The sequence below is a fragment of the Amycolatopsis sp. cmx-4-61 genome (assembly GCF_046548775.1).
Classification (GTDB): domain Bacteria; phylum Actinomycetota; class Actinomycetes; order Mycobacteriales; family Pseudonocardiaceae; genus Amycolatopsis.
This window is the reverse complement of record NZ_JAEBEI010000007.1, coordinates 82181-96466: the sequence shown is the minus strand read 5'-3', so window position 1 is coordinate 96466 and position 14286 is coordinate 82181. Positions and strand designations below refer to the sequence as shown.

Annotated in this window: 15 protein-coding genes; 6 read left to right on the top strand and 9 right to left on the bottom strand. The window is 72.2% G+C overall.

The features are described 5' to 3' along the window. The first annotated feature begins 93 nt into the window (after positions 1-93). Positions 94-1716 (top strand): DUF4153 domain-containing protein, encoded by a 1623-nt coding sequence (locus tag ACLJOU_RS21415; RefSeq protein WP_410569688.1) that lies wholly within the window; start codon positions 94-96, stop codon positions 1714-1716. Between the two features lie 24 nt (positions 1717-1740). On the opposite strand, the gene ACLJOU_RS21410 is transcribed toward ACLJOU_RS21415, so the two are convergent. The 4 genes from ACLJOU_RS21410 to ACLJOU_RS21395 all read right to left on the bottom strand — a co-directional run bounded on the left by ACLJOU_RS21410 (position 1741) and on the right by ACLJOU_RS21395 (position 4898). After that, on the bottom strand, positions 1741-1962 hold the full coding sequence (locus ACLJOU_RS21410; RefSeq protein ID WP_410569430.1) for a DUF397 domain-containing protein: 222 nt from the start codon (positions 1960-1962) through the stop codon (positions 1741-1743). Between the two features lies 1 nt (position 1963). After that, positions 1964-2800: a helix-turn-helix domain-containing protein gene (locus ACLJOU_RS21405; RefSeq protein WP_410569429.1), complete on the bottom strand. Its 837-nt coding sequence runs from the start codon at positions 2798-2800 to the stop codon at positions 1964-1966. 69 nt (positions 2801-2869) lie between these two features. Then, positions 2870-3202, bottom strand: a complete 333-nt coding sequence (locus tag ACLJOU_RS21400) for an SSI family serine proteinase inhibitor (RefSeq protein ID WP_410569428.1) — start codon at positions 3200-3202, stop codon at positions 2870-2872. A gap of 58 nt (positions 3203-3260) precedes the next feature. Continuing rightward, positions 3261-4898 carry a PucR family transcriptional regulator gene (locus ACLJOU_RS21395; protein WP_410569427.1) on the bottom strand — a complete coding sequence of 546 codons (1638 nt, stop codon included), beginning with the start codon at positions 4896-4898 and terminating at the stop codon, positions 3261-3263. 233 nt (positions 4899-5131) lie between these two features. Here ACLJOU_RS21395 and ACLJOU_RS21390 point away from each other — a divergent pair, with 233 nt between their 5' ends. Beyond that, entirely contained in the window at positions 5132-6622 is a 1491-nt protein-coding gene (locus ACLJOU_RS21390) for a CoA-acylating methylmalonate-semialdehyde dehydrogenase (protein ID WP_410569426.1), read from the top strand. Positions 6623-6662: 40 nt separating this feature from the next. On the opposite strand, the gene ACLJOU_RS21385 is transcribed toward ACLJOU_RS21390, so the two are convergent. Continuing rightward, complete coding sequence (locus ACLJOU_RS21385) at positions 6663-7430, bottom strand: SAM-dependent methyltransferase (protein WP_410569425.1); 768 nt, start codon at positions 7428-7430, stop codon at positions 6663-6665. Between the two features lie 143 nt (positions 7431-7573). Between ACLJOU_RS21385 and ACLJOU_RS21380 the strand changes: the two genes are divergently transcribed. After that, positions 7574-8425, top strand: coding sequence for an aldo/keto reductase (locus ACLJOU_RS21380; protein WP_410569424.1), 852 nt, complete (start codon positions 7574-7576; stop codon positions 8423-8425). Here the strand turns inward: ACLJOU_RS21380 and ACLJOU_RS21375 are convergent. From ACLJOU_RS21375 to ACLJOU_RS21360, 4 genes are read right to left on the bottom strand one after another with little or no spacing between them, the layout of a single operon-like run. Next, on the bottom strand, positions 8422-8916 hold the full coding sequence (locus ACLJOU_RS21375; protein ID WP_410569423.1) for a hypothetical protein: 495 nt from the start codon (positions 8914-8916) through the stop codon (positions 8422-8424). The genes ACLJOU_RS21380 and ACLJOU_RS21375 overlap by 4 nt on opposite strands. After that, the gene (locus tag ACLJOU_RS21370; RefSeq protein WP_410569422.1) at positions 8913-10103 is read right to left on the bottom strand and encodes a hypothetical protein; all 1191 of its coding nucleotides are present in this window, start codon (positions 10101-10103) and stop codon (positions 8913-8915) included. Before ACLJOU_RS21370 ends, ACLJOU_RS21375 begins: the two co-directional genes overlap by 4 nt. Then, complete coding sequence (locus ACLJOU_RS21365; protein WP_410569421.1) at positions 10100-10411, bottom strand: type VII secretion target; 312 nt, start codon at positions 10409-10411, stop codon at positions 10100-10102. The genes ACLJOU_RS21370 and ACLJOU_RS21365 overlap by 4 nt, the downstream gene beginning before the upstream one ends. 5 nt (positions 10412-10416) lie before the next feature. Next, the gene (locus tag ACLJOU_RS21360; protein WP_410569420.1) at positions 10417-10797 is read right to left on the bottom strand and encodes a YbaB/EbfC family nucleoid-associated protein; all 381 of its coding nucleotides are present in this window, start codon (positions 10795-10797) and stop codon (positions 10417-10419) included. A gap of 240 nt (positions 10798-11037) precedes the next feature. Here ACLJOU_RS21360 and hrcA point away from each other — a divergent pair, with 240 nt between their 5' ends. The 3 genes from hrcA to ACLJOU_RS21345 are packed head-to-tail and all read left to right on the top strand — an operon-like array spanning position 11038 to position 14016. Continuing rightward, positions 11038-12063 carry a heat-inducible transcriptional repressor HrcA gene (gene hrcA / locus ACLJOU_RS21355; protein ID WP_410569419.1) on the top strand — a complete coding sequence of 342 codons (1026 nt, stop codon included), beginning with the start codon at positions 11038-11040 and terminating at the stop codon, positions 12061-12063. 31 nt (positions 12064-12094) lie between these two features. Further along, the gene (gene dnaJ, locus ACLJOU_RS21350; protein ID WP_410569418.1) at positions 12095-13261 is read left to right on the top strand and encodes a molecular chaperone DnaJ; all 1167 of its coding nucleotides are present in this window, start codon (positions 12095-12097) and stop codon (positions 13259-13261) included. A gap of 2 nt (positions 13262-13263) precedes the next feature. Continuing rightward, positions 13264-14016: a 16S rRNA (uracil(1498)-N(3))-methyltransferase gene (locus ACLJOU_RS21345; protein WP_410569417.1), complete on the top strand. Its 753-nt coding sequence runs from the start codon at positions 13264-13266 to the stop codon at positions 14014-14016. The last annotated feature ends 270 nt before the right edge of the window (positions 14017-14286 follow it).

Here is a 14286-nt window from a genome sequence, read left to right as displayed (position 1 = left end):
GTGCCGCGGGGCAAGCGGGCGGTGCGGGAGGCGGGGGTCGGCTCGGCGGGAGCGGAGCCGGGTGCGGGGGCGGGTGCACCGCGGGGCCCGCGAATGGGGACGGCCGGGATTCGGGAGGCGGGGGTCGGCTCGGCGGGATCGGAGCCAGGTGCACCGCGGGGCCCGCGAATGGGGGCGGCCGGGGTTCGGGAGGGGTCCGGTGCCGGCGTGGGAGCCGTTGCGGCGCCGGGGGCTTCGGCCGTGGGCGGTGGGGTGGCCGTTGCTGCTCCGCCGGTTTTCCTCCACCCGCTGCCGCCGCCGAAATCAGCCGTTGTTCCGCTGCCCGCGGCCGTTCTTCCGGCTTCGGGGCTGGCCGGGGTTGCGGGTGCGCTTCTGGTGCCCGTCGATCGGCCCGGGGTCGGCTGGCTGCTCTCCGGGCTGGGGGTCGTCGGCGCGGTCGTCGTGGCCGACCGGCGTTCGCGGGGTGGAGCGCCGGGCGATTTCACCTGGCGCAATGCCGCGTGGGCGGCCCTCGCCCTGGCGCTGCTCGCGATGGGGACCGTGCGGGCGTCGGGGTGGCTGTTCGTCCTCTGCGTCATCGGCGCCGTCGTCAGCGGGTCGCTCGCCGTCGTCGGGGAACGGACCGTGCACTCCGTTCTCTACGACATGCTCGCCGTCCCGATCGAGGCCGTGCGGGCGATCCCGTGGGTCGGGCGCGGGGCCGGGCGCTTCACCACCCGCCGCGACGGCGTCGCCCGGCGGATCGCGCTCGCCGTGCTGGCCGCCGCCGCGCTCGTCGGGGTCTTCGTGCCGCTGCTGGCCAGTGCCGACGCCGCCTTCGCCGCCGTCGTCGACGCCCTGATCCCCGATCTCAGCGTCGCGACGCTGGTGCGGTGGTGCTCGGTCTTCGCGGTCGTCACGCTGGTCGCCGCCGGGGCCTGCTACTTCCTCGCCGCGCCGGCGCCGCGGGCGCCAGGCGAACGTCCACACCGGACCAAATATGGTCTGGAATGGACGGTGCCGCTCGTGGTGCTGATCCTGGTGTTCGCGGCTTTCGTCGGGGTGCGGCTGGTCGTGTTGTTCGGGGGTACCGAGTACGTCCTGCGCACCAGCAACCTGACGTCGGCGGAGTACGCCCGCGGCGGCTTCTGGCAGCTGTGCGCGGTCACGGTGCTGACCTTGGCCATCGTCGCCGCGGCGCTGCGGTGGGCGCCGAACGCGACGAAGGCCGACCGGCTCCGGCAGCGTGTCCTGCTCGGGACGCTCAGCGCACTGACCCTGGTGCTCGTCGGCTCGGCGTTGAGTCGCATGTGGACGTACCAGGAGGCGTACGGCTTCACGGTCCTGCGGCTGCTGGTCGAGGTCTGCGAGCTCTGGTTCGGCGCGCTGTTCGTACTGGTCGGCGCGGCACTGGTCCGGCTGCGCTCGGCGTGGCTGCCCCGCGCGGCGATCGGCACGGCCGCGGCGGCGCTGCTCGTGCTGGCCGTCCTCGACCCGGAACGCCTGATCGCCGACGCCAACCTCGACCGCGCGGCCGCGGGCAAGCCCCTGGACGACCGGTACCTGGCCCGGTTCTCGGCCGACGTGGTCCCGGTGGTCTCCGCCCGCCTGCCGGAACCGCTGCGCACGTGCGTGCTGCGGCAGGTCCTGCGCGACGACACCCCGGACACCTGGCCGGCGTGGAACCTCAGCCGGGCCTCGGCCCGTGACGTGCCTCTCGCCCCCGGCTGCGGCTGAACCGGACCGGTGAGCAGCACGTGCTCAAGAGTTACGCGGAGCCACCGGACCGTCGTGGGGGCGGCCCGGCGGCTTCCGCGCGCTCACGCCGGCGAGCAGCGCTTCCCACGATCGGGTGGTAACGGAGAGTGTGCCGCCCGCGCGGTCTTTCGTGTCGCGGATCTGCGACAGCCCACCGAGCCGCACTTCGACGCAGTTGGTCTCCTCACCGCTGTAGGACGACTTCCGCCAGGTCGCATCCGGCATTTCAGGCCTCCAGTTCCGCGATCACCCCCTGGACGAGCTGGAGCGATTCGGGTTCGCCGAGCGCCAGGGCGGACAAGTCCTGCATGGCCGCGCGGTAATCGGCCAGGTGACTCTGATCGTAGACATAACCGCTGCCGCGATAGTGCTCGAGATGCACGATCGGCGGCAGGTCGTGGAAGTCGAAGATGACGAAAGGCCCGTAGAGACCGGGGTGGTAGCCGAGGCCGCCCGGAACGATGCGCACCGAAACATTGCGGGCGCGGGCGACGGTGAGCAGGTGGCGAAGCTGCTCGGCCATCACCTGCGCGCCGCCGATGTTCTGGCGCAGCACGGATTCGCTGAGCAGGGCCCGGTATTCGAGGGGCGCACGGCCGGTCAGCACCTCACGGCGGGTGATCCGGATCATCACCCGGGTCTCGATCTCGCGCGGGGGCAGCGCCGTGGAGGTGAAGAGCGCCCTGATGTAGGCGGGAGTCTGCAGGAGCCCGGGCATCAGCCCGGTCGCCCATTCCGCCATCGCCGCGGCGGTCTGCTCGTACTCGACGAAGGTGGCCAGCTTAGGCGGCGCGTGCTGCTCGAGCCAGTTGGGCTCGTTGGCGTTGCGGGCCAGTTCGAGGAGCCGGTTGCGTTCACCCACGTCCACCCGCAACGCGGCGAGGATCGTGGCGACCTCTTCCGGCTTCGGGATGCGCTTGCCGCTCTCCCAATTGGAAATGTTCTGCGGCAGCACGTCGACCAACCGGCCCAGTTCCCGGACTTTCAGGTTCCGCGCCTGCCTGGCTCTCTTCATCCCGAACCCCAGCGCACGGGCCCGCGGGGTGGCGATCGGTGGTGGCATGGGGCACAGCCTGCCCCGCGGCAGGCCGTGCCCCGTCGGGTGATGCCGTTCAGTTGTCGCAGATCAGCGTCAGAACGCGAAGACGTCGTCCGAATTGCGGTCGGCTTCGCACCGGTTCGCGTACGTCGTGTGGAACGACACCGGTTTTCCGTGCCAGGTGCCGAGCGCCGTCGCGTCCACCGGGGCGTAGATCAGCGTGCACGCCTGGTGTCGCGCGGTGATCCGCGAAAAATCACCGTCGACGTCCGACAGCACCGCGCACGCCTTGTCGTGCTTGGGGTGCGTGCCGCCCGCCGGGTCGCACGTCAGGACCACCGAGCCGATGCGGTTGGCGGTGTCGTGGGTGGTCAGCTGCAGCGTGGAGGCCGGGGGTTGCGCCGGCGCGAGACAGCTGAGGCTCATCAAGCAGGCTGCGAGGGGGAATAAGGCCATATCGGTGTCATCGGCCGTCCGGAGCCGATCACTGTGCTGCACGTCCGGGTGAGTCTTCTTCGCTCGGCCGGGTGAGGTCCCACGCCAGCAGGGCCACGTACAGCGACAACATCGACTCCGGGTCCTCCAGCCGCACCCCGAGGACCTGCTCGATCCGGGCGAGCTGCTGGTAGTACGCCGTCCGGGAAGTGTGCGCCGCCGCGGCCGCCGCCGACTTGTTGCCGCCCTGCTCGCAGTAGTGCCGCAACGCCTGCAGCAGGCGGCTGCCGGTCGCGGCGTCGCGCTGCAGCAGCGGGCCCAGCTCGCGGAAGGCGAACGCCGTCACGCGCTCGTCGCCGGACAGCAGGTGCAGCAGGCCGCGCAGGCGGACGTCGGACAGGCGGTGCACCACCCGTTCGGTGCCCGTGCCCAGTGCCGCGGCCGCGACCTGGCTCGCTTCGAGCAACGTCCGGCGGGCTTCGGCCGGGGACGTCACCGTCGTGCCCACCGCGAGCACGCCCGGGGCGCTGCCGCGGGCCTCGTGGACGTCGGTGGCGAGGCGGTGCAGGACGGCGTCGGCGTTGGCCTCCGGGGACAGCGCGATCAGCGCCCGTACGCCGAGGTCGTCCGTCGCCACCAGCGCCGACACCTTCGCGCGGCGCGCCGCCAGCACCGTCGCCTCGGCCAGTTCGCGCAGCACCGGCGGGGTCGACAGGGCCGGGCGCGCGGTCCCGGTCAGCCGCGGCCGGACCGCCAGCCCGACCAGCTGCCGTCCGGGCAGCGGCACGGCCAGGGCCGAGGCGCGGGCCAGCAGCTCGGCCGTCGGCGCGGGGGAGGCCAGCAGCTCGGCGAGCACCGCGCGGTGGGCCTGGCGTTCGAGGCCGTCGGAGTCCTTGGCGACCAGCCGGTGCACGGCGAGTGCGGACGCGGCCCGCTCGGCGACCACCCGGTGGCGGTGCGGCGGCTGGTCGGCGCAGACGACGATCAGCCGTCCCCAGTCGTGCCCGCGCGCGCCGACCACGGTCACCAGCCAGCCGGAAGCCGCGTGGTACCCGGTCCGCTCGCCGACCTGGACCACCCGCGACCGGGCCGGCCAGCCGGTGAGCAGCTCGGCCGGGTCGGTGCCGGCCGCGTCGTAGGCGAGGACCTCGTGCGACAGCGTCTCCAGCACCACCGGCTGCTCGGTGAGCCGGGCGACCTCGCCGAGGACGACGCCGGGTTCGGCGCCCGCGACCGTCAGGGCGGTGAACGTCTCGTGGACGCGCTCGGCGGCGCGCAGCTCGGCGACCTGGGCGTCGACGATCTGGCCGTTCACCGCTTCGGTGACGCTGACGAACCGCGTCTCGCGCGAGAGCGTGACAAGCGGCAGGCCGTGCTCCTCCGCCGCTTCCACGAGCGCGGCGGGCAGCTTGTCGCTCCAGTGCCGGACCAGCTCGACCACGACGCCGGCCGCGCCGACCCCGGCCAGGTCGGCGACGTACCGGGCGAGCGCCGGGCCGTCGTCGGGCAGGGCGACGCCGGTGGTCAGCACCAGCTCGCCGCCGCGCAGCAGGTGCGCGATGTCGGCCACCTCGGCCACGTGCGCCCAGCGCACCGGCGCGTCCAGCCCGGCGGCGCCGGCGACGACGTGCGGACGGCCCTGGCGCAGCACCGGCAGCGCGAGCACCTCGGCGACGGTCGGGTACATGGCTCCTCGCGTGTTACCAGTCCGACCAAAAGCAGGCCGCCCCCGAACGGAACGTAACCGGAGATACGAAGCCATTCGGCCGTGGCTGTGGTCGGAGTGGTAACCATCGGCAGAGTCGGCAGGGACAGACTGTACGGCCGGGAGGCAAGTGGCGTACACGTTGCCGATGGCCTGGCGCGGCACCGGCCCGGAGACTCGGGTCGGACGTTGCCGCCAGCGAAGGAGTGCCCGCCGTGACCGACCGCATCAGCCACTGGATCGACGGCAAGCCGTTCGGCGGGACCGCCGCGCGGTCCGGCGAGGTCTTCGACCCGGCCACCGGACAGGTCAGGGCGCACGTCGACTTCGCCGGCGAGGCCGAGGTCGAAGCCGCCGTCGCCGCGGCCAAGGCGGCGCTGCCGGGCTGGCGCGGGACGTCACTGCCCGGGCGGACGCGGGTGCTGTTCGCCTTCCGCGAGCTCCTGTCCGCTCGCAGGCACGAGCTGGCGAAGATCATCACGAGCGAGCACGGCAAGGTCGAGTCCGACGCGGCCGGCGAGATCGCCCGCGCGATCGAGAACGTCGAGTTCGCCTGCGGCGCCGCCCAGCTGCTCAAGGGCGGGTTCAGCGAGAACGCCTCCACCGGCGTCGACGTCCATTCGATCGCCCAGCCGCTGGGCGTGGTCGGGGTGATCTCGCCGTTCAACTTCCCGGCCATGGTGCCGCTGTGGTTCGTGCCCAACGCGCTGGCCTGCGGGAACACCGTCGTGCTGAAGCCGAGCGAGAAGGACCCGTCGGCGGCGGTGTTCATCGCGGAACTGTTCGCCGAAGCGGGGTTGCCCGCGGGCGCGCTGAACGTGCTGCACGGCGACAAGGTGGCCGTGGACGGGCTGCTGGCGCACCCGGACGTCAAGGCGATCTCGTTCGTCGGGTCGACGCCGATCGCGCGGTACGTCTACGAAACCGGCACCCGGCACGGCAAGCGCGTCCAGGCCCTCGGCGGGGCGAAGAACCACATGGTGGTGCTGCCGGACGCGGACCTCGACCTGGCGGCGGACGCCGCGGTGTCGGCCGGGTTCGGCTCGGCGGGGGAGCGGTGCATGGCGGTGTCGGTGGTCGTGGCCGTCGACCCGGTGGGTGACGCGCTCGTGGCGAAGATCACCGAGCGGATGTCGAGGTTGAAGGTCGGTGACGGCCGCGACCCGGCGTCGGAGATGGGCCCGCTGGTGACGGCGGCGCACCACGCCCGCGTTTCGTCCTATGTGGACGCCGGGGTGTCGGAAGGCGCCTCGCTGGTCGTCGACGGCCGGGGCATCGAGGTGGCCGGGGACGGCTTCTGGCTCGGGCCGACGCTGTTCGACCACGTCCGCCCGTCGATGTCGATCTACACGGACGAAATCTTCGGGCCGGTGCTGTCGGTGGCGCGCACGGCCTCGTACGACGAGGCGTTGGCGCTGATCAACGCCAACCCGTACGGCAACGGAGTGGCGATCTTCACCGGCGACGGCGCGGCCGCGCGGCAGTTCTCCAGCGAGGTCGAGGTCGGGATGGTCGGGGTCAACGTCCCGATCCCGGTCCCGGTCGGGTACTACTCGTTCGGCGGCTGGAAGGACTCGCTGTTCGGCGACAGCCACGCGTACGGGCCGGAGGGGTTCCACTTCTTCACGCGGACGAAGGTCGTGACGTCGCGGTGGCCGGACCGGTCGCACGCGGGCGTGAACCTGGGCTTCCCGCACAACTCCTGAGCTCCGGGATCCGTCTCGCCGGGGGACGACCGTGCTCCGGCTAGGACGGGAGCGCTGCGACGAGGACCATCCGCCGGTGGTCCGCGGTCAGGCGTGTCCCGTCTTCGCCGAAGCCGGCCACCTCGGCGAAGCCCGCGGCGATGAGCCAGTCGCGCAGTTCCGGGAAGCCGAACAACCGCTTGACGAAGCGCGTCCGCCGGGCCCGGCCGTCGCGGACGACCGTGCGTTCCGCTTCGAGCCGTCCGGTCAGCGCGTCCAGCCGGTAGCGGTCGACGAGCAGATCGCCGTCGTCTCGTGCGGCCACGACTCGCGAGGGCGTGAACGCGGCGAGGAAAGCGGGGAGGTTGTCCAGGTCCATCGCCAGCCGGCCACCGGGCCGCAGCGCGACGGCGATGCCGCGCAGGACGTCGCGGTTGGTGTCGTCGTCGAAGTACCCGAAGGCGGTGGACCAGTTGACGACCCTGTCGAAACGGGCTGTCCACGGCAGCCGGCGCATGTCGCCCGCCACGTACTCGACGTCGGTACCGGCTGCGGCCGCGTCGGCGCGGGCCCGGTCCAGGAAGACCGCCGAGGAGTCCAGGCCCGTGACCCGGCAGCCGCGCGCGGCCAGGCGGTGCGCGAGGTCGCCGTGTCCGCAGGCCAGGTCCAGCACCCGCAGGCCCGGGCGCAGGTCCAGCAGCCGCCACGTCAGCTCGGCGGCGGCTTCGCCCCCGAGCGTACCGGCCGGCCGGCTCGTTTCCGCCGGCGAGGCGAAGAAGTGCAGGTAGTCCTCGTCGTACATCCCGGCGGCGTCGAACAAGTCAGCCATGGGAAGAACCGTAGTGGGCGCGGGCCGGGTCGTCGCCGGCTCGCCGATCGGGCAGGTTCCGCGGCTCACGGCGTTTCCGGGAATCGCCGGGGGTACTCCGGGGGTTCACCCTCCGAACACCCCGGACGAAGATGGGACGAACCATGAGCGCGAAGAACTCCGGCACCTTCACCATCGGCGGCGACCTCCCGGTCACCCGCCTCGGGTACGGCGCCATGCAGCTCACCGGACCGGGCGTGTGGGGCGATCCGAAGGACCCCGACGAGGCCGTCCGCGTGCTGCGGCGGGCCGTCGAGCTCGGGGTGAACCTGATCGACACCGCCGACGCCTACGGCCCGTTCGTCGCCGACCTGCTGATCAAGAAGGCCCTGCACCCCTACGCCGACGACCTGGTCATCGCGACCAAGGCCGGTTTCACGCGCACGGGTCCGGGCGAGTGGGTTCCGGTCGGGCGGCCCGAATACCTGCGCCAGCAGGTCGAGCTGAGCCTGCGCCACCTCGGCGTCGACCGGATCGACCTGCTGCAGCTGCACCGGATCGACCCGAAGGTGCCGGTGGCCGAGCAGGTCGGTGAGCTGAAGAAGCTGCAGGACGAGGGCAAGATCCGGCACATCGGCCTGTCCGAGGTCGAGGTCGGCGACCTCGTCGAGGCCCAGAAGACCGCCGAGATCGTCTCCGTGCAGAACCTGTTCAACCTGGCCAAGCGGGACGCCGAACCGCTGCTGGAGCACGCCACCGAGCACGGCATCGCGTTCATCCCGTGGTTCCCGCTGGCCACCGGTGCCCTCGCGGGTTCCGACAGCCCGCTGACCGCGCTCGCGAAGGAGCACGACGCCTCGCCGTCGCAGCTCGCGCTCGCGTGGCTGCTCAAGCGGTCGCCGGTCGTGCTGCCGATCCCGGGTACGTCCTCGGTCGCGCACCTCGAGGACAACGTCGCCGCCGCGGACATCGAGCTCACCGACGCCGAGTTCGACGCCCTCACCCAGGCCGTCTAAGCCGGAAGGACGTTGATCAGCCGCTTGGACCGCGGCGCGATCAGGACGGTGTTGACGCGGTCCGGCCGGATCCGCTCGCGGAGCTGCCGCTCCAGCGGGTAGGTCCGGCCGCCGGCGCGGAGGCTGAACGACTCGAGGCTCTTGAACCCCTCCGGGCTGCGGTGCAGGCCGATCGGGTACTCGTCGGTGAGGCGGGCGGTGCCGAAGTCGTGCGTCCAGCCCGTGACCGCGGTCAGCCGGCCGCCGAAGGCGTCGGCCAGCCGGCGCCAGCAGACGAACGCGAACCAGCCCGTGATCGCCAGGAGCGGAAGCACGGTGCCCAGCACCTCGCCCGCGGTCTCGGCCACCAGGGCGAGGCTCACCGCCACCACCAGCCCGGCGACGACGAGCGCCGCGGCCGCCCAGAAGTTCAGATCGAGCAGCGCGCCGCGCTGCGCGGGGTGGAGCCGGCCGGTGCGGTTGGCCAGCTCCACCTCGGGCCGGTCGTTCACTCGGGGTGCTCCTTCTCGTGGGCCTCGTGCGCCTCTTGGGCCTCGTGGTAGCGGTCGTACTGCTCGTTCTCCTGGCGGCGGCCCTCGGTCGCCACGCCGACGGTGTCGGCGGTGTTCCAGTGCACCTTTTCGTCCGGGTCGAGGAGCTTGTGCTGGTTCAGGACGCTGCGGCCCTCCTCGGAGTACCTGCCCGGCCCTTCCAGCTTCTCGCGACCCGGGACGCGCTCCTTGGCGGCGTCGCTCCAGCCCTTCGCCGTCTCTTCGGCGGACTTCGCCTCGCGACCGGCCTGCTTGAGCTCGTTCGCCTTGCGTTCGATGCCCGCCGCCGTCTCGACGCTGCGGTCGACGATCCGGTCGGCCGCCTTGCCTGCCTTCCGCAACGCGTTCGCCGCCCCTTCGAGGGCCGCCTTCGACCGGCCCGCGCCCTTCGCCAGGCCCTCCAGCTTCTCGACGATCTTCGCGATCCGCGTGCTGATCTTCTCCGCCAGCACCCCGCCCTCGATGACGGTGTCCGCGATGAACGCCGCGATCGTGCCGCCGAAGGTGCACCAGGACGCCGCCAGCGCGGCCAGCGCCTTGACGATCAGCTCGCCGACGAACGACGAGATCATGTCGCGGATCAGCCCGCGCTCGGTCCCGACCAGCGCCGCGCCGATGTTCATCGCCGTCGACGCGCCTTCGGCGTGGGACGCGGCGCCGCGCAGGACGCCGACGTAGCTCTCGGCGGTGCGCTGGTAGGCCTCCGCGGACCCGCAGTCGCTGAACGACTGCTGGATGCCCTTCGCCTTCTGCTCGTAGGTCTCGGCCGTCTCGGTGAGCTGCTTCGCGATGTTCGTCCAGGTCACAGCCTTGGCGGTGATCGCCTCCGGCTTGCCGGCGAGCTTGTCGAGACCGTCCTTGAGGAAGCTGATGTGCTCGATCAGCCAGCCGACGCCCGCGCTCGCGAGGGTGCCGAGCGGGTCCATCGCCGCGCCGAGCAGGTCGAGGGCGTCCGTGCCGACGTCCATGGCGAGGTTGCCCCAGTCGCCGTTGCGCGCGTCGGTGAGCGTCGAGGCGGCGTCGTTGAAGATGCCCGCGCCGCCGGTCTGGGCGCCCAGGTTGTTCAGCTCGCCCTTCGAGCCGTCGCCCATGCCGCTCCAGAAGCCGCCGGGTGCCTCGGCCGTCGCGACCAGTGAGTTCTCCGTCATGCCGGCAGCTCCTTGCCGATGCCTTCGAGCAGGCACTTCGTCTGGTGCTCGTGTTCGCTGAACGCCGTGTGCGCGGCCTTCACCCGGTCCGCGACCTCGTGGCCGGCCTCGACCGCCGCAGCGAGGAAGCCGTCGGCCGTGGTCAGCCACGCCTGGATGGGCAGCGCGAAGACCTGCCCGACCAGCCCGAACGCGTCGAAGTCGAGCGCCTGTGCGGTGCCGGCGGCGTCGAGCGCCTGCTGGACCTTGGCGGCGATCTCGCGGATCTCGTCCTCGTGGCCGCCGAGGACGTCGAAGTCGACCCTCATCGCGATCAGAGCTCCCGGCGCAGGATCGGGCCGCCGAAGTCGTCGTCGGACGGCGGTTTCCGGCGCGGTTCTTCCCGCGGTGCTTCCGGTGCCGGAATCTGTTCCTTGAGGAATTCCATCGCCTCGCTGCGCTCGCCGATCACCGGCGCCATGATGCCGGTGAGCTGCTGCGCGGCGTCGAGCTGCGCCCGGCGGGCGGCGGCCAGGACGGCCTGGGCCAGCCTGGTTCGCGGCAGCTCGTCCGCGCGCGGGCCGAAGGTGAGTTCCTGCAGCGCACCGGCGGTGTTGACGGTGACCGTGACGGCCCCGTCGGCACTCGTCGCGGTCGCCGAGACGCGCTCGAGCCGCGCCTTCGCCTCGGCCGCGCGCCGGACGATTTCGGGCATACCGGCCGAAGCCGGGTCAAAATTGTTCACGGCGACCTCGGGAGTCGGGGAAACTGGCCTGGATCAGAGGGAGCAAACCGGTTTTCGGTTCCCGGTTCAAGCCGGAAAAGTATTGGTAGAAGAATGCATGGGTTCCGGTTTGCGTGCCCTTTACCCCGCCCGGATCGCCCGTGTTGAGCGCGACCGGCTCAGGCTTCCGTAAACTCGGAGCGAGCAGCGAGCGAGGTAGGTGAGGAACCGGTGGCCAACGCGGAGGAACGCCGCTTCGAAGTGCTGCGCGCGATCGTGGCCGACTACGTGTCCAACCAGGAACCGGTCGGCTCCAAGGCGATCGTCGAGCGGCACAACCTGGGTGTGTCGAGCGCCACGGTGCGCAACGACATGGCGACGCTGGAAGAAGAGGGCTACATCACCCAGCCGCACACCAGTGCCGGCCGGGTCCCGACCGACAAGGGCTACCGCCTCTTCGTCGACCGGCTCTCCGAGATCAAGCCGCTGAGCACGGCCGAGCGCCGGGCCATCACCACCTTCCTCGACAGCGGCACCGACCTCGACGACGTCCTCAAGCGCTCGGTCCGCCTGCTCGCGCAGCTGACCCGGCAGGTCGCCGTCGTCCAGTACCCGATGCTGACCAACGCCAAGGTGCGCCACCTCGAAGTGGTGCCGCTCACCCCGGCGCGGCTGATGCTGGTGCTGATCACCGACAACGGGCGCGTCGACCAGCGCACGGTGGACATCGGCGACGTCCTCACCGAGGACGACGTCGCCCGGCTGCGCACCGTGCTCAACGCGGCCATGGCCGGACGGCGGCTCAACGACGCCGCGGCGCGCGTCGCCGAGCTGCCCGACAAGTCGCCCGGCGAGCTGCGGGACGCGCTCATCCGCGTCACCACCGTGCTGGTCGAGTCGCTGGCCGAGCACCCGGAGGAACGCCTGGTGCTCGGCGGCACCGCGAACCTCACCCGCAACGTCGCCGACTTCCCCGGTTCGCTGCGCCAGGTGCTCGAGGCGCTCGAGGAACAGGTCGTCGTGCTCAAGCTCCTGGCCGCCGCGCGCAACCCCGGTGCGATCACCGTGCGCATCGGTGAGGAAAATGAAGACGAGCAGATGCGCAGCACCTCGGTCGTCTCGATCGGCTACGGCCGCGACGACGTCGTGCTCGGTGGCATGGGAGTCGTCGGCCCGACCCGGATGGACTATCCGGGCACGATCGCCGCGGTGCGCGCGGTCGCCAACTACGTGGGGCAGATCCTGGCCGGCCGCTGAGCCGGGCAGAGCAGAAGGAGAAGCAGAGACGGTGGCGAGGGACTACTACGGCATCCTCGGGGTGGCCAAGAACGCGAGCGATCAGGAGATCAAGCGCGCGTACCGGAAGCTGGCCCGGGAGCTGCACCCCGACGTCAACCCGTCGGACGACGCCCAGCACAAGTTCGCCGAGGTCACCACGGCCTACGAAGTGCTGTCCGACCCGCAGAAGCGCAAGATCGTCGACCTCGGCGGCGACCCCATGGACAACGGGGCCCGCGGCGGCGGGGGCGGCGACCCGTTCGCCGGCTTCGGCGGCCTCGGCGACATCATGGACGCCTTCTTCGGCGCGGCCGGCGGTGGCGGCGGACGCGGGCGCGGCCCGCGCAGCCGCGTCCAGCCGGGCTCCGACGCGCTGATCCGGCTCGGCCTCACCCTCGAGGAGTGCGCCACCGGGGTCGACAAGGAGATCGCCGTCGACACGGCCATCGTCTGCGACCTCTGCCGCGGCGCCGGCACGGCCGAGGGCACCTCGGTCAAGACCTGCGACACCTGCGGTGGTGCCGGCGAGGTCCAGTCCGTCCAGCGGTCCTTCCTCGGCCAGGTCGTCACCGCCCGCCCCTGCCCGGTCTGCCGCGGCTTCGGCGAGGTCATCCCCGACCCCTGCCGCCAGTGCGGCGGCGACGGCCGCATCCGCGCCCGCCGCAACGTCACCGCGAAGATCCCGCCGGGCGTCGGCGACGGCATGCGCATCCGGCTCTCCGGCCAGGGCGAGGTCGGCCCCGGCGGCGGCCCGGCCGGCGACCTGTACGTCGAAATCGACGAGACCCCGCACGAGGTCTTCGTCCGGCAGGGCCACGACCTGCACTGCAACTTCCGCATCCCGATGACCACGGCCGCGCTCGGCGCCACCGTGCCGATCTCGACCCTCGTCGACGGCGACTACGACCTCGACATCGAACCGGGCACCCAGCCCAACGCCGAACTGGTCCTGACCGGCAAGGGCATGCCGCGGCTGCGGTCCTCCGGCCGCGTCGACGGCCGCGGCGACCTGCACGTCCACATCGACGTCGTCGTCCCGACCAAGCTCGACGACGCCCAGCGCGAACTGCTCGTCGAGCTCGCGCAGCAGCGCGGCGAAGAGGTCCCGACGCTGGCGTCCAACGGCACCAAGCACGGCGGGCTGTTCTCCAAGCTCCGCGCCAAGAACCACCGCTGACCGTGCCCGACACCACCCTGCCGGTCTTCCTCGCCGCGTCGGTGCCGGCTTCGGGCCGCGCCGTCCTCGACGGCGAGGAAGCCCGGCACGCGGCCACCGTCCGCCGCCTGCGTGCGGGGGAGCGGCTCGTGCTCTCCGACGGCGCCGGCGCGATGGCCCGCTGCGTGGTCGACTCCGTGCAGGCCGGGCGGGATGCTTCGCTCACCCTGACGGTCGAGTCGTTCTGGACCGAGGAGCCGCCCGCGCTGCGGGTCCTGGTCGCGCAGGCGCTGGCCAAGGGCGACCGCGGCGAGCTCGCAGTCGAACTCGCCACCGAAGCCGGCGTCGACGCGATCGTGCCCTGGCGAGCGGCCCGCAGCGTCGCCAAGTGGGAAGACGGCGGCCGCGGCGAGAAAGCCCTCGCCCGCTGGCGGGCCACCGCCCGGGCCGCCGCCAAACAGGCCCGGCGCGCGCACGTCCCGGACGTCACCGAGCCCGTCACCACCGGCGAACTCGCCGGGCTCATCGCGACCACGTCCCTGGCGATCGTCCTCGAGTCGGACGTCCCCGACCGGCTCACCGACCTGCCCCTGCCCGACACGGGGGACGTGCTGCTCGTCGTCGGACCCGAAGGCGGGATCACGGACGAGGAGCTTCGCGTGCTTCGCGAGGCGGGCGCACGGGCGGTTCGCCTGGGGACGACCGTGTTGCGGACATCCACGGCCGCCGCCGTGGCCCTCGGCGCGCTGGGTGCGCTCACCACTCGCTGGCGGTAGAGCGCGGCGAAAAATCGGCACGATTTTGCGCCCAGTTATGGCGCGATCACGCTCCGACCGGTTACCCTCATTTACTAACGCACCGTGCATCGTCCGGGTGCGCCACTGGGAAGAAAGACTCCGCCGGGCACCTCCCCCCTCGGTCCGGCGGCCGCCGCGGTCGCGGTGAGGCGACCCCCAGGCTTCACCGCCACCGCGGCTTCTCCAGCTCGCTTCGCTCGCTGTCGGGCCGCGGTTTCGGCTTCGTTGTGTTTTTCTGGGGGTCAAACC